The sequence below is a fragment of the Mycobacterium sp. genome, assembly GCF_044223235.1.
Taxonomy (GTDB): Bacteria; Actinomycetota; Actinomycetes; order Mycobacteriales; family Mycobacteriaceae; genus Mycobacterium.
In genome coordinates this window covers 1-17185 of sequence record NZ_JBGAME010000003.1, presented here as the reverse complement: position 1 = coordinate 17185, position 17185 = coordinate 1, and the positions used below count along the sequence as shown (strand labels likewise).

The 17185-nt window shown below is 64.0% G+C and carries 18 protein-coding genes and 1 pseudogene; 12 read left to right on the top strand and 7 right to left on the bottom strand.

Annotated features, from left to right (window positions below; translation table 11 throughout):
* The first annotated feature begins 4 nt into the window (after positions 1 to 4).
* Positions 5 to 940 (top strand): malate dehydrogenase, encoded by a 936-nt coding sequence (locus tag ADBZ6K_RS05800; RefSeq protein ID WP_526344928.1) that lies wholly within the window; start codon positions 5 to 7, stop codon positions 938 to 940.
* A gap of 15 nt (positions 941 to 955) precedes the next feature.
* Here ADBZ6K_RS05800 and ADBZ6K_RS05795 read toward each other — a convergent pair whose 3' ends face one another.
* Entirely contained in the window at positions 956 to 1714 is a 759-nt protein-coding gene (locus ADBZ6K_RS05795) for an IclR family transcriptional regulator (RefSeq protein ID WP_526344927.1), read from the bottom strand.
* Between the two features lie 115 nt (positions 1715 to 1829).
* Between ADBZ6K_RS05795 and ADBZ6K_RS05790 the strand changes: the two genes are divergently transcribed.
* The 3 genes and pseudogenes from ADBZ6K_RS05790 to ADBZ6K_RS05780 all read left to right on the top strand — a co-directional run.
* A complete protein-coding gene (locus ADBZ6K_RS05790; RefSeq protein WP_526344926.1) occupies positions 1830 to 3275 on the top strand; it encodes an amidase family protein in 1446 nt (481 codons plus the stop codon).
* A 32-nt stretch (positions 3276 to 3307) separates the two neighbouring features.
* Positions 3308 to 4795 carry a benzaldehyde dehydrogenase gene (locus ADBZ6K_RS05785; RefSeq protein WP_526344925.1) on the top strand — a complete coding sequence of 496 codons (1488 nt, stop codon included), beginning with the start codon at positions 3308 to 3310 and terminating at the stop codon, positions 4793 to 4795.
* Positions 4796 to 5067: 272 nt separating this feature from the next.
* Positions 5068 to 5263 (top strand): annotated as a pseudogene (locus tag ADBZ6K_RS05780) (IS1380 family transposase); the annotation flags it as partial.
* A 41-nt stretch (positions 5264 to 5304) separates the two neighbouring features.
* On the opposite strand, the gene ADBZ6K_RS05775 reads toward ADBZ6K_RS05780, so the two are convergent.
* Positions 5305 to 5451 carry a hypothetical protein gene (locus tag ADBZ6K_RS05775; RefSeq protein WP_526344924.1) on the bottom strand — a complete coding sequence of 49 codons (147 nt, stop codon included), beginning with the start codon at positions 5449 to 5451 and terminating at the stop codon, positions 5305 to 5307.
* A 349-nt stretch (positions 5452 to 5800) separates the two neighbouring features.
* Between ADBZ6K_RS05775 and ADBZ6K_RS05770 the strand changes: the two genes are divergently transcribed.
* The 3 genes from ADBZ6K_RS05770 to ADBZ6K_RS05760 all read left to right on the top strand — a co-directional run bounded on the left by ADBZ6K_RS05770 (position 5801) and on the right by ADBZ6K_RS05760 (position 7553).
* Positions 5801 to 6754: a hypothetical protein gene (locus ADBZ6K_RS05770; protein ID WP_526344923.1), complete on the top strand. Its 954-nt coding sequence runs from the start codon at positions 5801 to 5803 to the stop codon at positions 6752 to 6754.
* A 263-nt stretch (positions 6755 to 7017) separates the two neighbouring features.
* Positions 7018 to 7224: an antitoxin MazE-like protein gene (locus tag ADBZ6K_RS05765; RefSeq protein ID WP_526344922.1), complete on the top strand. Its 207-nt coding sequence runs from the start codon at positions 7018 to 7020 to the stop codon at positions 7222 to 7224.
* Complete coding sequence (locus ADBZ6K_RS05760; protein ID WP_526344921.1) at positions 7221 to 7553, top strand: type II toxin-antitoxin system PemK/MazF family toxin; 333 nt, start codon at positions 7221 to 7223, stop codon at positions 7551 to 7553. Before ADBZ6K_RS05765 ends, ADBZ6K_RS05760 begins: the two co-directional genes overlap by 4 nt.
* Positions 7554 to 7734: 181 nt before the next feature.
* Here ADBZ6K_RS05760 and ADBZ6K_RS05755 read toward each other — a convergent pair whose 3' ends face one another.
* Both ADBZ6K_RS05755 and ADBZ6K_RS05750 read right to left on the bottom strand, forming a co-directional pair.
* Positions 7735 to 8361: a hypothetical protein gene (locus ADBZ6K_RS05755; protein WP_526344920.1), complete on the bottom strand. Its 627-nt coding sequence runs from the start codon at positions 8359 to 8361 to the stop codon at positions 7735 to 7737.
* Positions 8362 to 8408: 47 nt separating this feature from the next.
* Positions 8409 to 8894 (bottom strand): Het-E N-terminal domain-containing protein, encoded by a 486-nt coding sequence (locus ADBZ6K_RS05750; protein ID WP_526344919.1) that lies wholly within the window; start codon positions 8892 to 8894, stop codon positions 8409 to 8411.
* Between the two features lie 191 nt (positions 8895 to 9085).
* Between ADBZ6K_RS05750 and ADBZ6K_RS05745 the strand changes: the two genes are divergently transcribed.
* Complete coding sequence (locus tag ADBZ6K_RS05745; protein ID WP_526344918.1) at positions 9086 to 10702, top strand: hypothetical protein; 1617 nt, start codon at positions 9086 to 9088, stop codon at positions 10700 to 10702.
* Positions 10703 to 10806: 104 nt separating this feature from the next.
* Here ADBZ6K_RS05745 and ADBZ6K_RS05740 read toward each other — a convergent pair whose 3' ends face one another.
* Positions 10807 to 11148 carry a hypothetical protein gene (locus ADBZ6K_RS05740; RefSeq protein ID WP_526344917.1) on the bottom strand — a complete coding sequence of 114 codons (342 nt, stop codon included), beginning with the start codon at positions 11146 to 11148 and terminating at the stop codon, positions 10807 to 10809.
* A gap of 145 nt (positions 11149 to 11293) precedes the next feature.
* Positions 11294 to 12487: a hypothetical protein gene (locus ADBZ6K_RS05735; protein ID WP_526344916.1), complete on the bottom strand. Its 1194-nt coding sequence runs from the start codon at positions 12485 to 12487 to the stop codon at positions 11294 to 11296.
* 444 nt (positions 12488 to 12931) lie between these two features.
* Here ADBZ6K_RS05735 and ADBZ6K_RS05730 point away from each other — a divergent pair, with 444 nt between their 5' ends.
* From ADBZ6K_RS05730 to ADBZ6K_RS05720, 3 genes are all read left to right on the top strand, one after another.
* On the top strand, positions 12932 to 13885 hold the full coding sequence (locus ADBZ6K_RS05730; protein ID WP_526344915.1) for a restriction endonuclease: 954 nt from the start codon (positions 12932 to 12934) through the stop codon (positions 13883 to 13885).
* 81 nt (positions 13886 to 13966) lie between these two features.
* Positions 13967 to 14467, top strand: a complete 501-nt coding sequence (locus ADBZ6K_RS05725) for a hypothetical protein (RefSeq protein ID WP_526344914.1) — start codon at positions 13967 to 13969, stop codon at positions 14465 to 14467.
* A gap of 63 nt (positions 14468 to 14530) precedes the next feature.
* Positions 14531 to 14848, top strand: a complete 318-nt coding sequence (locus ADBZ6K_RS05720) for a transposase (protein ID WP_526344913.1) — start codon at positions 14531 to 14533, stop codon at positions 14846 to 14848.
* Here the strand turns inward: ADBZ6K_RS05720 and ADBZ6K_RS05715 are convergent.
* Entirely contained in the window at positions 14817 to 15878 is a 1062-nt protein-coding gene (locus tag ADBZ6K_RS05715) for an IS110 family RNA-guided transposase (RefSeq protein WP_526344912.1), read from the bottom strand. The two genes, ADBZ6K_RS05720 and ADBZ6K_RS05715, sit on opposite strands and share 32 nt — an antisense overlap.
* Positions 15879 to 15989: 111 nt before the next feature.
* Here ADBZ6K_RS05715 and ADBZ6K_RS05710 point away from each other — a divergent pair, with 111 nt between their 5' ends.
* Positions 15990 to 16985, top strand: a complete 996-nt coding sequence (locus ADBZ6K_RS05710; protein WP_526345266.1) for an IS3 family transposase — start codon at positions 15990 to 15992, stop codon at positions 16983 to 16985.
* The last annotated feature ends 200 nt before the right edge of the window (positions 16986 to 17185 follow it).

Sequence of the window (17185 nt, the reverse complement as noted above, 5' to 3'; positions counted from 1 at the left end):
TCCCATGAACGACATCTCCGCGAAAGTCACGATTTTCGGAGGCGCGGGCGGTATCGGATCCTCCGTCGCCTTCAACCTGCTGCGCGGGCGCGCGACGTACGACATCGTCATCGTCGACACCAAGCCCAACATGGTGACCAGCCATGTGATGGACATGCAGGACATGGCAGGCGTCGACGGCTTCTCGACGGTCCGTGCCGGTACCGCCGAAGATGCGGCCGATTCCGACATCGTCATTCTCAGCGCCGCAGTCCCGTTGCGGCTGAACACCTCTCGATCGGTGTTCCTGACCGACAACGCTCGGATCGTCGAAGAGCTCGCCGTACCGCTGATCAGTTCCGGCTGGGACGGTGCGCTCATCATGCTCACCAACCCCGCCGACGCGCTGGCCACCTGGTTACATCAGCGCACCGGGTTCGATCGGCGAAAAATCCTCGGCTACACACTCAACGACAGCCTGCGTCTGCGTACCGGATTGAGCCGCGCGCTGGGCGTCTCGGCGCACCGCATCGAGGCGTGGGTGCTCGGCGAACACGGAGCGGGGCAGGTACCGCTCTACGACGCCCTGCGAGTCGACGGATCACCCGTGCGGCTCGATGCGGAGCAGAGGGCGATCGCGAGGGACTACATCGACTCCTGGTATGTCACCCACGTGGCCCTGGACTCCGGACGGACATCGACCTGGAGCACCGGCCGTGGCACGGCCCTGCTCGTCGAGGCGATGCTCGCCGAGTCCGCTGAGCCGGTACCGGTCTCGGTGGTTCTCGACGGCGAATACGGCACCAAAGGTGCGAGTTTGACCGTGCCGGTGCTGCTCGGCAGGGACGGCGTGCGTGACATTGTCGAGTGGGACCTGTCGGCCGCCGAACTGGACGCGCTCCGGACCGGCGCGGAGAGCGTCCGGGCCGCTGCAGAGAGCATCGACCTCAGCAGACCCTGACGGCTCCTGTCCCGATCAGCGTCTGCCGTCCTGGCGGAGGCTGCGGGAGATGACGGCGGCCGCGACCCGAACGCCTTGGGCCAGGCCGGCCAGGTTCGGGTGGGCGGCTGGCACGACGACCGAGATCGCGGCGACGATGGTGCCGTCCTTACCGAAGACGGGGGCGGCCGCCGACGCGTTGCCCTCGGTCATCTCGTTTCGCGAGATGACGAATCCGGTGGTGCGAATGTCGGATAGGACCTTGCGCAGAAGATCGGGATCGGTGATGGTCCCGGATGCCATCTTCGGCAATTCTTCGGACAGAACCGATTCCCGCAGCGTCGCGGTACCGAAGGCCAGCAACACTTTCCCGGGTCCGGTCGCGTGCAGGGGCAGTCGGTAGCCCACCTGGGACGAGACAGTGGTACCCCTCCGCGACTGCGGCGCGAGCCGCTCGACGTAGAGCGCGCGGGTGCCGTCGAGGACGACGAGATGCACCACCTCGTGCGTTGTCTCGAAAAGGTCTTCCAGTACCGGAAGGGCGACGTCGCGCAGCTGGCGCTCTTTTGGGGCGAGGGCGCCGAGCTGCCACAGCCGGGTGCCGACGGTGTACGTCCCGCGGCCTGTGCGGTCGAGGCCGCCCCATTGGACAAGTTCGGCGAGGTACCGGTGAGCGGTGGCCGGCGGGAGTTTCGTGGTATCGACGATCTGGCCCAAGGTCTGCTCGGGCCGGTCCTCACTGAACGACTCGAGGATAGATAGCGCCCGCGCCAATGAACTTCTGGATTCGCTCACCGATCGGTCCTTCGACTCATCAAGGATCACCGTACTTCCACATGCTGAGAGGAAACATTGTTCGGACGATAGCCATCGTTGACATTGACCTACAACACTTTCGACCACGTGCGTCATGGAGACAGAACTGGATGAACAGGCGAACATCGTGACCACGGACGGCGCGTCGGCGTCGGCGCCGGGCCAGCTGGACGAAGAGGCGCTGTTCGACCGCACGTTCCTCGAAGCTCGACGCCTGCTCACCGCGGGCCTGCTCGACACCGGGCGGTACGCCGCGAGCCTGTACCGCCGCGCCGCCGAGGTCGCCGAGTACAACACGATGACCGTCACCCGGCCCCCGCTGTCCACCGTGGACGACCATGTCCGATCCGGCAGGTTGTTCGGAATTCCCGTGGTGGTCACGGACAGCATCGACGTCGCAGGGACGGCCTCATCCGCCGGAACCCCTGCACTCGCGGCCAACACCGCACTCGCCGACGCCGCGGTCGTGCAACGTCACCGCACGGCCTGGGCCCACATCAGCGGCAAGAACGTCATGCACGAACTGGCCCTCGGAACGACGTCCAACAACGCTTTTCACGGCCCGGTGCACAACCCGTGGAGCTTCTCGTCAATCGCCGGGGGGAGCAGCGGCGGCACCGCCGCCGCGGTGGCACTGGGTGTCGCACCGGCGGGCGTGGGCACCGATACCGGCGGCTCGGTCCGCGTACCGGCAGCCTTGTGCGGAGTGATCGGATTCCGGCCGTCGGTGGGTCGATACCCAGGTACTGGAATCGTTCCGCTTTCGCCCACCAGGGATACCGCGGGTCTGATCGCCCGCAGCATCGACGACATACTGCTGCTGGATTCGGTTCTCGCGCAGCGCCCACCGATTGGGGCTCGCGACACCACGGCCGGTTTGCGTATCGGCTTGACACCCTTACACGGCGAGGACCTCGATCCGGACGTCACGGCCGCTTATGAGCGGGTAACCGGGGCCCTCGCGGCCGCCGGAGTGTCGTTCATCGACATCAGCATCGACGACATCATCGACAGGACCGCGGAGATCGCCGCACCAATCGTGTGGTCTGAGGCGCCCGACGCGCTCGGCACATACTTGCGCTCCCGCGGACTTCCGGGCGTCGATACCGTGTTCGCCGCGATCCGCAGCCCCCGATGTGCGTCGCGCGGTGACAAATGGGCTTGCCACCGTCTGTGCACGCGCCTACCGCCGGAATCTGGCCAGCCTGGGCGATCTGCGCAGGCAACTCGCGCAGCGGTTGTCGTCGGCAGGCGTGGACGCTTTCATGTTCCGACTACGCCGGTCGTGGCACGGCCGCTCGGCCAGGACGACGTGATCGAGCTGAACGAACGCACGGTGCCCACGTTCTCGACGTTCATCCGCCATGGTGACCTCGGCGGGACACTCGGACTGCCAGGCATTTCCGTCCCCGTCGGTCTCGGTGCCACCACTGGCCTTCCAGTCGGCATCGAATTCTCGTGGGCGGGCGGGAGCGACGCGCACCTGCTTGCCAGAAGACCACCGTCCCGCCGGGTAGCACCGTGCATAACCGCTCAGTAACCATCGATCACGGACGAAACGGAGATATGACAATGTGCACGCAAGACCATCACCCCGCACCGCGGTTGCTGGACCAACCGGTCTGGGAATCAAGGATCTTCAGCGGTGAGTGGATACGCGCCGGTGCCGAGGACCACGCCGTCATCGAGCCCGCGACGGGCAGACAACTATCGACGATCGGCATGACGACCGCAGAAGACGTGGCACGTGCCGCAGACCGGGCCGTGCATGCTCAAACTGACTGGGCCGCTCGACCTTTCACCGAACGGGCTGCGGTTCTCCGCCGTGCCGGCATCTTGTTCGAGGAGCATGCCGACGAGATCGCCGAGTGGGTCGTGCGGGAGGCAGGCAGTGTCCCCGCCAAGGCCGCCATCGAAACACACACCGCCGCAGAGGAATGTCACAACGCCGCGGCGCTCGCCGCACACCCATACGGTGAGGTGCTGCGCTCGGAACAGCCCAGGCTCAGCTTCTCGCGCCGAATCCCGGTGGGCACGGTCGGGGTCATCGCGCCCTTCAATTTCCCGATCGTCCTGTCGATCCGCGCTGTCGCGCCTGCGTTGGCGCTCGGTAACGCCGTGCTCCTCAAGCCGGATCCGCGCACCGCCATCTGCGGGGGAGTGGTTCTCGCCCGCATCTTCGAAGAAGCGGGCCTGCCCGCCGGACTGCTGAGCGTGCTACCAGGTGGCGCCGAGGCGGGCGAAGCTGTTGTGGTCCACCCCTCAGTGCGCGTCATCGCGTTCACCGGATCGACTCGCGCGGGGCGCGCTGTCGGTGAACTGGCCGGACGCCACCTCAAACGCGCCCACCTCGAGCTCGGTGGCAACAACGCGCTGATCGTGCTCGACGACGCCGACCTCGAAAAGGCGGTTTCGGCAGGGGCTTTCGGATCGTTCATGCACCAGGGCCAGATCTGCATGGCGGCAGGCCGTCACCTCGTGCACGAGAACGTCGCCGCCAGTTACACGGCACTGCTAGCCGAGCATGCCGACCGGTTGACCGTCGGTGACCCCTTCACAAGTGACGTCGCGCTCGGCCCGATCATCGATGACAGACAGCGCGACCACATCCACGCCACGGTGACCAAGAGCGTGGATGCGGGCGCCACCCTCGCGGCCGGCGGATGCTACGACGGGTTGTTCTACCGGCCTACTGTCTTGGCGCATACACCGTTGTCCGCCCCGGCGTTTCAGGACGAGGTCTTCGGCCCTGTGGCGCCGGTGGCAACATTCGGCTCGATCGAGGAAGCCATCGCGATTGCGAACAGCTGCGATTACGGCCTGTCCTTGAGCATCCTGACAGCCGACGCCATGAAAGGCTTCGAACTCGCGCAGCGCATTCCCGCCGGCCTGGTGCACGTCAACGATCAGACCGTCGGAGATGAGGCGGTGGCCCCGTTCGGAGGTGTAGGGTCCTCCGGCAACGGCGGGCGGGTCGGCGGCATCGGCGCGAACCTGGATGCCTTCACGGAAACGCAGTGGGTTACCGCGCAGAGCACGATGCCTGTCCGCTCGTTCTGATTGCTCGCGGCGTGCACCCCTGCGCCGCTGCGGTGCGCAGCGCGAGCCATGGGAGGAGCCGGACGGGTCATCTGATGCCCAGGTGTCAATCTCGGCTGTGGAATTGTGCGACGTCGGCCGGCTGCTTCTCATCGGGTCCGCCGCGTGCTGGCCCAGATCTTTCGTGGTTTGTCGCTTGGGGCGGTGTGTAGATAAGCGAAAGTGCCTGTCCTGCAGGGAATAATCGGACTTGTCTAAGGTTCAGATCGTTCCAGCTGGAAGGCACCTGGCAGGTGAAGAATATCGCGACCGCACCACGGGTGAAAGTCTCCGCGGACGGCCATGGTGTCGTGTCGCATGCCGGGATGGGCCTGCTTCGTGAACTCGCCGATCGGACCGGGTTATCGACGCAGGTCACCGCCGCGTTGGCTGATACCTACCGCGGCCCGTGGGTGTACGCACCCCGGGGACGTGTTCGCCGATCTGGCCTGACGAGAAGATTGACGTGAGGTGCCTTCGGAGGTGAGTGGTCAGGACGCCTCCTCGGGGGTGACGTGGTAGCCCGTGGTGTCGATGTTCCAGATCGCGACCAGTAGGGCGCGTTGCACGGCGACGTTGGCCCGCAGTGAGCGCGGGCAGCGATGCGGCGAAACTTGGCCGCCGCGGGGGCCGAACATCGGATGTGCCGTGGTACGGAGTGACCTACTGGTAACCCGCCATATTCGTTTCCGTCGTATTCCTCGGAGGCCGAACACGTGCATCGACGGCGGGCAATAATCGAAGAAGTCGGATCGCCAAGCGGTCTATCCGTGGGCGGGCGCGCTCGTAGAGCGAAGGGCGTAGCTGTGCCGTTTGTTTGCTAGCGTGGTTCTGGGGACGCCATTATGGTGTGGACCTTAGCCGCCGCGACAGGTGAGCGTCTGGGACTCGATTGTCGACGCGCGGCGCGAGGTAGTAGGCCTCCGCAGCAGGGGACCGTTGCGTGCCTCTCCGGTGACAAGTCGGTTGTCGGTCGTTGAGGGCAAAATGGTGCGCCATGAGTTGCTTCATCCTTCACCGAAGCCGACTGAGCAAGTGATGGCGGCCCCGATGCTCGAGGGCCGCGCGAAGATCCATGGACCGGTGGCCGACAGTTTTGGGGTCGAGGTCTGGGCCGATGACTATATCCGCTTCGAGAACCGCCCTGCCTGGCAAGAGTGTCTACGGAAGGAGATTCGGACTCGCTGCGGCCAGCTCGTGCCGTCGGTTGGGCAGGTACTGCACGCCACGTTCTTTGGCCGCAAGAATCCCAACGCCGACGTCGAGAACCTCGCGCTCTACAACATCGACTCATTTAGTATCGCCGGACGCTACGGGATCCGCTTCGAAAACGGCGCCGCCGTGCCGCCGGCTCCCGATGGTGCCGAGTATCGGTTCGGCTACCGGTATGCACTCGCGCCACGGTCGGACACCTTCACCCACTGGCAGCAGGGGCGGATCCTGGCGTCGTTCGATTGGACCGACCTGGGTGAGTTCGTAGGCGAAAAAAAGCTGTCACAGGTGTGGCTGGCGCTGGTCCGCGCGTACGACCGCGACAAGGTCGACGTTGCCGCGCCGGCGAGCGCCGCTGAGACGCCATTCGCGGTCCGAGTCCAGGTCCGGCCCGCGCACGGGCGTCAACCGGTGTGGGGCGGACTGGTCAAGGGCATCTTTGACGGGGTGATTAGCGCGTTCCACGCCCACATCGACACGACGGCCCTGCCTCACGTTGTTGGACAGCTCGCGAACGTCCTTCCGGCGGAGCCTGTAGAAATCGAGAAGCACCTGCTTGACCAACGCCGGGCCGCACTCGGCGTGGTACATCGACTCGTGAAGCCCTTCGGCCAGGGGGTGCAGTGGAACCCCGCAGACCACTGGTGCGTCGCCGGCGAATTGCTGGCCGCTGATCCGGCCGGTCCATGCTGGGCCATCAAGGGTGAGCTCATCGAGGTCACTCGCTGACAGAGGTCTGAAACTGCTTGGAACGCAGTGCAATACGGCGACGTTTACTGGTAACCCGCCATATTCGATCTCGTCGTATTCCCGTCTGGGTGCACGCGGTGTACCAACACATCGGATCAACCATGCGATGCCCGTGCTGTTGCCAGCTTCAGGCGGCACACGCGAAGGGGCGAGCACGAGTAGGAGCCGGGCCGCTTGTTTGCTGGTCGGGCCGATTCTGAATGTCCGGCGCCAACGTCGCATGTTACATGTAACATTGGGGCATGGCAGTGAGGGAAAGAGTCGGCGAGTACCGACGACGGATGCGGGAGCGGGGCCTGCGGCCGCTACAGGTCTGGGTCCCCGACGTGCGCACCGAGGCTTTTGCCGCTGAGGCGCATCGCCAGGCCTCACTGATCGCACGGGCGGACGAAAACAGCGATGACCAGGACTTCGTTGAGGCTGTCTCGGCGCCATGGGACGAGGAGTGAACCGAGGGGAGATCTGGACCGTAGCGGGGGGTGTCTACGCGACAAAGCCGCGTCCCGCCGTGATCGTTCAGGATGATCTTTTTGACGCCACCAACTCGGTGACAGTCGCGCCGATGACGAGCACACTCGTGGACGCTCCGCTGATGCGCATTCGGATAGCCGGTGGAGATGGTCGACTATCTGGTCTCGACCACGATAGTGACGTGATGATCGACAAACTCACGACCGTCAGAAGGTCGAACGTCGACGCCCGAGTCGGCCGGCTCACAGCCGAGCAAGTCGTCGAGGTGGAGCGCGCGATGATGGCATTCCTCGGGCTAGCCCGATAGGCGAGACACGTTGGGCAGCAGGGCAATACGGCGTGGTTTACTGGTAACCCTGCATATTCGATCCCTGCATATTCCTCCCGTGCAGCGGGCCTAGGGCCCGCCTGCCGGTGCCAAAGGGCGGCGAGGCGTCGCTATTGAGAAGACGCTTGACCGGTGGCTCGGTCCGCCAACGGACCACGGACTAGCTGTCCTCGCCTTCCATTACCGGCTCGGGTTGCTGACCGTGCCGTCGACGCCAAAGGTTGCCGACGTCGTCGGCGAACCGGAGATCAACGCGCACCTCAACTACCCTCGGTGCGCTGTACAGCACCTCGGAAGACTGGTCCCTCGGGATGACCTGGGGGTATTTATCGACCATCTGCTGCTGCGCGTTCCGAAGAATTGAGGAAAGACCTGGGGCAGTCAAGATGTGGTCGGTGAACATTCCGCCGTACGCACCAAGATTCGCTGGCATCCCGGCCACCATCCCGGGCGGATACATCGACTGAGCGCGGGAGCCGATTGCATCGAGAGTTCCACTCATCCCGCCCGACAGAATCTCACGGAAGAGTTCCTGCACCGAGATTTTCCCCTTCGCCGGGTGACATGCGTCTTCTAGCCGATTACCTTCTCCGTCAACGCCGTACACGTCGACTTCGAGGTCGGTGATCGGACCAGAACTGGCGTTGGTGACGGTCACGGTCCACAGTCCCTGACCGATGGGCACGGCTTTGACGGAGGCGGTCACCGCGCGGATGCGGCCACCACTGTTCCCAGTCTCCGTGGCACCGATAGAAAAATAGGTGTTGTTGTCGCGCCCTACGAGCACGTTCTTCTGCGTGGTGCTGAGAGATGGCGCGGAAGCAGACGAATCCTCTACTGCTCCCGCGCCTGGGGAGGGTGGGGCGGCGCCTGGGGGGCACGCGCAGCGACTCGACTGATCCGAAGATCGCCGCCAGCTGCAACGTCCTCCGCTGCAACACCGGTTCCGCCGTCGACAGCCACGTCTTCGACCTCAATGTTGCCTCCAACCGCGGCGCGGCGGATCACCACGCCGATGGTGGCTGGTAGATCCGGGGCCCGGTCCTCAACGGCCGACAGGAGAGCCTGTGCGAGGCCGTACAGCTCCACATCGTCGCCGGCCCCGGCTTGGGTGAGCTTCTTCTCAACCAGTGCGCGGCGAAGCTCTTCCTCCGGCTCCTGCTCCAGACCCTCGACGTCTGCGCTGACCGAGGCGTAGCGACTTATGACCAAGCTTTTGATCGCGGAGTAGGCGTCACCGATCGCCTGCTTCGCGGTGCCGCGGACGCCGTCGGACGCGCCAAGGGCGAGCGCAGCGACGATTAGGGTTACGGGATCCATCTGCAACCTCCAGCTCCGACCCCACGGCTGGGAGGGGTCTCATCTAAATGTAGCGAGCGTCCTCATCGAGAAGCTGGCTCGGTTGGAACTCGGCCGAAAGGTCGAGTTGCTGATAGGGCGAGGGATCTCCGCTGTGGGAGATCCCTCGCGTCGGTCGTAGCCTCAAGGTTGCTGATACCAAGGAGACGATCGTGGCCGACTATGCAACCTTACTGCGGGATCACGTCACTTTGACCTGTCGTTCGGTAGACCGGATCTTTTTGCAGGCCTACATTCCGAAACTGCAGTGCGTGGGCGGAGTGTGCCAGTTCTTGTACTGGCAGAAGGGTTTCAGGATTCCGTCGTCGGCGGCGTTCGGCAAGATCGGCGACGCCTATGTCGCCGATGTGCACCGGTGGGCCAAGGCCAACGGTGTCCCGGTGCGCCGGTTCGCCAAGGGTGAGAACAAGGAGCAGATCGCCCGCCCGCTGATTGAGGCGGCCGAACGCGAGGGTGGCGACGGGCGGGTGGTGTTGATCGGGATTGCGCAGGAGAAGACCCCGGTGTGGCGGTCCTGGAAGGCCAAGGGTCAAGAGCATCTGGCGCATCCGCACATGGAGTGGGGCCGGCAGATGGCGTTCGTCAACCATTTCTATTTCTACCTGTGGGATCCCGACTGGGGTGGGGCGTTTTGGAAGACCAACGCCTACGCGCCGTGGCCGGTGTGGATCTGGCTCAACGGGCACACCTGGGCGCAGCGCCAATGTGAGCGGCTCGGCATCGGATACACCGCCCTGGACAACGGCTTCCGCGACTGTGATGACCCGAAGATGCTGCAGAAGATCTGCGACCGGCTGGGCTCGGGTGCGGTGAAAAGCTTCTTTTGGCGCTGGCAGCGGCGGCTGCCCTCGCCGCTGACCCGCGCCGATGCGCGCGCCGGCTATGTCTACGAGCTGGCGTTTCGCCAGTTCGAGGTCTCCGACACCCGGGTATTCGGCCGGCCGGGCGCCGGGCGATCGTTTTTCGAAGGGCTCATCCGCGATCACCTCGATGTGGGCCGACCCGAATCGGTGTCGCTCATCTTCGACCGGCGGATCATCCGGACCACTCCGGGTACCTGGCGCACCCGGGTGATCACCAAGGGCGTCGACCCGCAGATCAGCTGCTACTACAAGTCGAGTCGGATCAAACAGTATTTCAAGGAGCACCGGGCGTTGCGCACCGAGACGGTCATCTGCGACACCCGTGACTTTGGCATCGGCCGGCGGGTCACCGCCGAGAACTGGAAAGCCCTACGGGCGGTTGGCGAGCACGCCAACCAGCGTCTGTGCGACGCGCAAGCAGCCGATGCCCGGCCCGCTCCGGATGTGGCCACCTTCACCGAGGTGACCCGACCATCGCAGATCGACGGTCAACACGCCCCTGGACTACCGTTCGGGGACCCGCGGGTGATGGCGGTGCTGGCCGCCGTCGTCGGCTTCACCCACCTGCTCGCCGGGTTCGACAATCCCACCCTGGTCCGAGCCGTCACCACCCTGCTGGGCTGCCCCTACACCAGCCGCCAAGCCACCTACGACCTGCGCCGGCTCAAACGCAAGGGGCTCATCGTCCGGCTGCCGGGCCATCACCGCTACCAACTCACCCCATTGGGCCGCCGCGTCGCGGTGCTGTTCACCAAGGTCTACGGACGCGTCCTGGCACCCGGCCTGGCCGAGTTAGACCCAAGGCTCCCAACAGATCTCGCCAACCGCAGCGATCTCGCGCACGCCTGGCGCCAACTGGAGAAACACCTCAATCAATTCACCAACGCAGCGCTCACCGCAGCCTGAACCTCAACTTGATCTGATTGTGAACACCGCCCTCACCAAGCGAAGCTCACCAAGCGAAGCTAGCGATCCTTGGTCGCTAGATCGTTGAGAGTTGTCTTGAGTTTCTAGGCTGCGTTCGGCAGGAGCCGAGCCCGGTCGATGGTTTCGCTGATGTGAATGTCGATGGTGTGCAATGCCTTTCGTACTGGTGGTGGCGCGGGAGGCTGGTCGGCGGCCAGCAGCGGGCGAAGTAGCCGATCGTGGAGTTTGGTGTAGAAGATCGCGAAGCGTAGCCCGTCGCCGGTGAGCCAGTAGCGGTTCTTGCCGGGGACTCGGGTGATGAGCCGGTTGAGGCGTAGCCGGGCGAGGTCGTAGCTGGCCTGGTTGGTGGTGTAGTCGGTGCCGTCGAGCAGTCCGGTCATCAAGGCGCGCAGGCTCTTGTTGGTGATGCCGGTGACTGCGAGCACGGTGGTGGCTAGGGCGCCGGCCAGGGCTTGGACCCGAGGGTCGCCGAACCGTAAGGCCGGGGCCCTGCGGCCATCCTCAGTGAGGGTGGGCCGGGCGATCCGCTCAAAGGCTGGACTCGCCAGGACGCAGCCCTGACCGACACGTTCAGTATCGAGTAGGCGGCGGTTGACCGCACGGGCGCGGACCTGCAGCTCGTCGAGATGGGCCAGGCGGCGGTGACAGCGCAGGTCGTCGGGTGAGTTGATGACGGTCTCGATGCGCAGCGCGCCCGTCCTTCAAATACTGCTTGATGCGGGAATGCTTGTAGAAGGCGTTGACGGTGACGTCGGTGCCACGGGTGACGATCTTCGTTTTCGGCACGCAGTCCAACTTCGGGGGCCGGCCCAAGTGTCGGGGCCCGTGGAAGATCAATTCCACACTGTCCGGGCGGCCGATGTCGAGATTGTCGGCGACGAGGGCTTCGAAGAACGCCCGCGCTCGGCGCGGGGCGTCGAAGATCAGGGTACGCGACACCTCGATCTGGCGCATCGACAGCTCCCACCAGTAGCCCGCGGCGCGGTCGTGCTCGGTCAGTGGCACCGGCAGCCGGCTCATCCAGCGTTCGAAGAACACGCCGATCGCCCCCGGGCCCAGCCGGTCACAGATCGTCTGCAGCGCGGCGGGATCATCCGCGCAGGTGGCGAACCCGTTGGACAGCTCGGTGAACCCGATCCCGGCGGCGGTGGCCTGCCGTTTGGCCCACTCGTGGCCGTTGAGCCACACCTTGATCGGATACGGGAAGTAGGCGCAGATCTTGATGAACGCCGGCCCGAAATCGGCGTCCCAGATGTAAAAGTAATAGCAGGTGACCCGCCGGTCGGCCTTGGTGAACGAAAACCACGGAATCCCGTTGTGGCCCATGCGTTTCGTCGCGGCGAACACATTCTGGAACTCCTGAGCGACCCCGATCGCGGCCACCCCGCAGCGGTCGGTGCGCGCTTGGCGAGCCAGATACGGCCGCATCCGATCGATCTTGCGGTCGTCCTTGGAAAACCGCACCACCGGGATGTGGTTGTCGATAGCGAAGCGGTCCACCGCCGCGCGGAACGCGGTACCGATCTTCTCCATGATCGCCGGCGACGGGATCGGATTGCCCAGGTGCGCGGTCATGAACGACACCACCTGCCCACCCACCTGCAGGTTCGGCACATAGCCGTTCAGATAGATCCGGTCCAGGCACTCCACATCCAGGTCCACATGCCCGTCGAGCACATCGTTGACCGTCACCACCGCAGCCATCACCCCAGCCTGCTCGGCCACGCCCGTCCTGACCAGCGCCCAGCCGTGCGACAGTGACACCGCGACCATCGGAGGGCAGGCTCGGACCGCTCCTCAACCAGCAACCAACCGCAACGATCCCACCCAACCCGGCCACCCACCTCGGCGGTCCGAGGCTGGCCTCACTGGGCGTTGGTTCCGACAACTCGGCGGACGTCGGCGAGGGCCGGAGCCCACCTGGAGAACGGCGACCCCTGGGCTAGGTGTACTGAACACGCGGGTGGGGGTCAGGCGGGCAGATCCTTCCGCGGGTGGGTGCCGAACAATGCTGCACACACGAGGCCGGAATCCGATAACCGACAGGTTCAAACACGGCGACGTTTACTGGTAAGCCGCCATAAACGCCGCCACGTCGACGCCGATGTCGGACCATCGACGTAGCGTGGCATCAACGTCGACGAAGAATCGGGGTCCAGGATGCCGAAGCGGTCTAACGAATTTCAGAGACTCATCGCGCTGTTGACCATGGCGAAGAGCGATGGCGCGATCGTCCACGAATCTGTCGAAATCGAGACCCTCGACGGGGGAAAGAAGCGCGAGATTGACGTCGTCGCCGTCGGTGCGGTGGCGGGTCACCGGACAGTCGTGGCCATCGAAGCTCGGGATACGAAGCGAAAGCAGGATGTTCTGTGGGTCGAGCAGGCGAAGACGAAGTTCGAGCGCCTTGGCGCCAACGTCAAGATTCTTGTGTCGTCTTCGGGGTTCACAGCCGAAGCGTTAGAGAGCGCCACCAAGTTCGGCATCAAGACGATCACACCCGGTGAAGTCACCGAGGAGTTCGTCGGGCAAGTCGTCAACAGCGCTACGCAAGCGGAGTACCACCATTGGGTCACTCTCGTGAAGAAGACGGAGATAGTCGTTTCTCTTGATGGCCAAATGGATCGACGAGAAATGGTCGGAACTTTTCCGATCTTCACCGGCGACGGCGTACAAGTGGGGATGTTCCACGGTCTCGTAGAGCAGGTCAGGAAACACCACACACAATCTCACCAAGAACTTTGGGATGAGGGTGACCGCGAGGGTGAGCAGCGATACGGCACAGGCAAGTTTCAATACCTCGCCACGGGTGATTACCCAAACCCGAAATTCAACGGCCAGAAGATCTATGCCAAAGGGTTTGACCCTGCGGGCCGCGAAATTCTTTTAGAGCTGGTCAATGTCATCGTCACCTTCGAGGCCAAACGAATCGTCGCTGATGTGAGCCTTCGCCACGGCGAGTACGACGGCACATACTTCTCCACGGGGTCAGGCGCTCTTGGCGACGCGAAGGTGCAGTTGGTCTACACAGAGACACCCGAGGGCGGCTTCGACGTGGTTGGGCGTATAGATGGTCCCCTCGACACCCTTGTCGGGCTGAAGACCGTAGCCGAGGGCTATGACGCCGACTCGAAACTGTCCAACCGGCCGAGTTCTCAGTAGCGCCTATGTCGGCTGACTGCCGGGCCTCGGAATGACGGGCACAGTGCCTATAGGGCCAGTCGAAGCGATAGCGTCTCTCTGATGCCAGCCCGAACTAATGAGTTCCAAGAAATGGTTGCACTTATCACGCGGGTGATGCGTGAAGACGAGTCGATAAAGGTGACTCCGTCGGCAATGCTCAAAGACATCATCACGGGGGAACTCCGCGAGGTCGACATCCTTGTCGAGACCGCCACCGTAGGGCGCAAAGTGTCTCTCGGTATCGAGTGCCGCGATTCAAAGCGTCGCCAGAGCGTGCAATGGGTCGAGGAAATGCACGCGAAAAACCTTGCTTTACCGGTGAATAAGACGGTGTTGGTCTCGTCGAAGGGATTCACCAAGGCGGCTTTGAAAAAGGCCGCGCATTACGGCATGGACACCATCGTCCCCGGCGAGGTCACGCCGGGGTTCAACGGCTCGGTGGTCAACAACTTGCATGAAGTTCTGACCAAAAGGGCGCACTTCAAGGTCAAGACCGTAAGGCTGCAAATCCAGCTTGCAGATGGCCATACACCTTGGGTGCCAGTGGCGTGTCCCCGATGAATGAGTCCGCCTGGTTTTAGAGTCCTGTGGCCCGATCAAGGGCTGGAAGGGACGATGAAACACATGTCTGGTCGCAAGCGGCATTCCGCTGAGGACATCGTGCGCAAACTGCGCCGGGCCGATGAGCTGGCTGCCGAGGGTAAGACGGGCGAGCAGATCGCCGCCGAGCTGGGGGTCTCGCCGGCCACCCTGTACAACTGGCGGCGAGCCTACGGCGGGATGGACACCGCCGCCGCCAAGGAACTCAAGGAGCTGCGCGAGCAGAACAGCCGGCTCAAGCGGTTGCTGGCCGAGGCCGAGTTGGAGAAGGACGCGCTGCGGGAGGTCGCGAAGGACTCTCCTATAGATGTCAAGTGGTCATTGCTCGGTAGTCCTGTTTGATCGCGGTGAACACTTCGCGGGCGAGGTAGCGTTTTTGGCAGCGGATGATCTCGGGCATGGTTTTGCCGTCTGAGGTGCGGCGATCGGCGTAGGTGCGGGCCTTTTCGCTGTATCGCAATCGCACGATGATCGCGGTATGGAGTGCTTGATTGGCGCGGCGGTCACCTCCGCGGTGCAGGCGATGGCGGGTGGTCTTTCCTGAGGATGCTGGGATCGGCGCCACTCCGCAGAGGTGCGCGAACGACGACTCTGTTCGCAGTCGGTCTGGGTTGTCTCCGACGGTGATCAAGAGTGCGGACGCGGTGTCGGGGCCGAGCCCGAATACCCCGGAGGTTTTGGGAGCCACTTCGTCGATGAGTTTCGCGAGGAAGTGTTTGAGTTCGTCTGCTTCCCTTCGTAATTCGCGTGTGCGACGTGCCAGTGATCGCAGCGCCAGGATTGTTGCATTCGTCGGGTCGGCCAGTGCTGTGGTGTCGGCGTCAAGCGCAATGCAAGCATCGAGCAGGGCAGCGGTGCTCTTACCGCGCAGCTGTGCACGCAGTGCGTCGGGGGCGGTAACGAGCATGGAGCGAATGGTGTTCATTGATGCTGTTGCGGCTTTGACGGCGCTGGATCGGGCGACTCGGACCGCTCGGATTGCTTCGATGGGGCCGTCGCCGTGCTTGGGCTCGCAGAGTTGGTGGCGGGCCAGGACGGCGCGTGCGGCGGCTTCAGCGTCGATGGGGTCGCTCTTACCGTTGTTTCGGCGGAGCTTGCGGTTCGGACGCGGAACCTCCACCACGGCGATGTGGCGACGGCGGAGGTGTCGGCTGATGCCGGCACCGTAGGAGGAGGTCCCTTCGATGCCGACCGATATCGGGTCACCGTGTTGGTGTATCCACGCTGTCAGTTCGTCGTATCCGTCTGCGGTGGCGCAGAATTGGCGGTGACCAAGCAGTATCCCGGTGTCGGTGATGATTGCTGCGTGATGGGTGTCGGCGTGGGTATCGATACCGCAGTAGATGCGTTGCCTGGTTGGGGTGGGTGTCACGTGGCGGGCCTTTCTTTCGGGGGCAGTGGCGCGAAGTTCGGACAGGCCAGTGATGGGCCGGATTGGGGGGCGGTGGCAGGCTCCTATTAGGTCACTACATCGCGTGCTCCACTGTGGTGTTGTGGCGGCCCGCTGACGGTCCGGGTCGACGGGTCCTTCGAAAGGCACTTCGGCGGCCAGGAAAATTCTGGGTCAGGCCGTTTCCGTCAGCGGGCTAGTTCTATTCTCCACTGGAAAATTCTGAGCCCAGCCGCCAAACGCCGCGCCGTGGACATGCTCAAGACCACCTTGGGCATGTCGGAACGGTTGGCGTGCAAGGCGGTTGGGCTTGCCCGCTCCACCTACCGGCGCCTGCCGATCGCGCAGACCCCGGCCGACCCGGACGCCGATCTGCGGTCCTGGCTGCGCCGGTATGCCCTCAAGCATCCCTGCCATGGGTTTCGCCGCGCCTGGGCCGCCCTGCGCTATGACGAGCACCAGGGGGTCAACAAGAAGAAGGTCCACCGGCTGTGGCGGGAGGAAGGCCTGCAGGTGCCGGTGACCTCGCCGCGTAAGCGGGCTGGGATACCGTCGGTCCCACCGATGGTCGCCGACGCGCCCAAGGTGGTGTGGGCGCTGGACTTCCAGTTCGACTCCACCATCGACGGCAAGGCCGTCAAGATCGCCTCGATGATCGACGAACACACCCGCGAATCACTGCTGCACCTGGTCGAGCGTTCGATCACCGCCCATCGACTGGTCATCGCGCTCGAGGAGGTGTTCCAGAAAGCCGGCGGCCCGCCGATGGTGCTGCGTATGGACAACGGCCCGGAGATGATTTCTCAAGCACTGCAACGGTTCTGCGATGGCAAGGTGGGGTTGCTGTACATCCCACCGGGTACGCCGTGGAATAACGGCTACGTCGAATCGTTTAACAACCGGCTACGCAAGGAGTGCCTCAACCGCAACCACTGGACCACCCTGCGCGAAGCCCGCGTCGTGATCGGCGACTTCAAGCGCGAACATAATCATCGACACCGTCACTCGGCGCTGGGCTACCTGACCCCGGCCGAGTACGCTGCCCGGTGCAGGCACACCCACCACCCCGTGACCTGCAACATCAATTGAATCCGGTATCACAACAACCTGGCTCCAAAACCAGGTGGACTCAATATCGGGGACCGGTCACGAGCCCGCCAAGACTTCAGCGAGGTGCCGCGCACCCATCAGTTCCTCGCCACACTGACGGTGCACACCAACAAGATCAACCCGGCCACCACACCACCGGCCAGATCGGCAGACTCAACGACGAATGACCACCCCGTGGT

Excerpts from the sequence above, each read along its gene's own strand:
- ADBZ6K_RS05800 (WP_526344928.1), top strand. The coding sequence starts at position 5 with ATGAACGACATCTCCGCGAAAGTCACGATTTTCGGAGGCGCGGGCGGT.
- ADBZ6K_RS05790 (WP_526344926.1), top strand. The coding sequence starts at position 1,830 with ATGGAGACAGAACTGGATGAACAGGCGAACATCGTGACCACGGACGGC.
- ADBZ6K_RS05785 (WP_526344925.1), top strand. The coding sequence starts at position 3,308 with ATGTGCACGCAAGACCATCACCCCGCACCGCGGTTGCTGGACCAACCG.
- ADBZ6K_RS05775 (WP_526344924.1), bottom strand. The coding sequence starts at position 5,451 with ATGTTCGGCCCCCGCGGCGGCCAAGTTTCGCCGCATCGCTGCCCGCGC.
- ADBZ6K_RS05770 (WP_526344923.1), top strand. The coding sequence starts at position 5,801 with ATGGTGCGCCATGAGTTGCTTCATCCTTCACCGAAGCCGACTGAGCAA.
- ADBZ6K_RS05765 (WP_526344922.1), top strand. The coding sequence starts at position 7,018 with ATGGCAGTGAGGGAAAGAGTCGGCGAGTACCGACGACGGATGCGGGAG.
- ADBZ6K_RS05750 (WP_526344919.1), bottom strand. The coding sequence starts at position 8,894 with ATGGATCCCGTAACCCTAATCGTCGCTGCGCTCGCCCTTGGCGCGTCC.
- ADBZ6K_RS05730 (WP_526344915.1), top strand. The coding sequence starts at position 12,932 with ATGGCGAAGAGCGATGGCGCGATCGTCCACGAATCTGTCGAAATCGAG.
- ADBZ6K_RS05725 (WP_526344914.1), top strand. The coding sequence starts at position 13,967 with ATGCCAGCCCGAACTAATGAGTTCCAAGAAATGGTTGCACTTATCACG.
- ADBZ6K_RS05720 (WP_526344913.1), top strand. The coding sequence starts at position 14,531 with ATGTCTGGTCGCAAGCGGCATTCCGCTGAGGACATCGTGCGCAAACTG.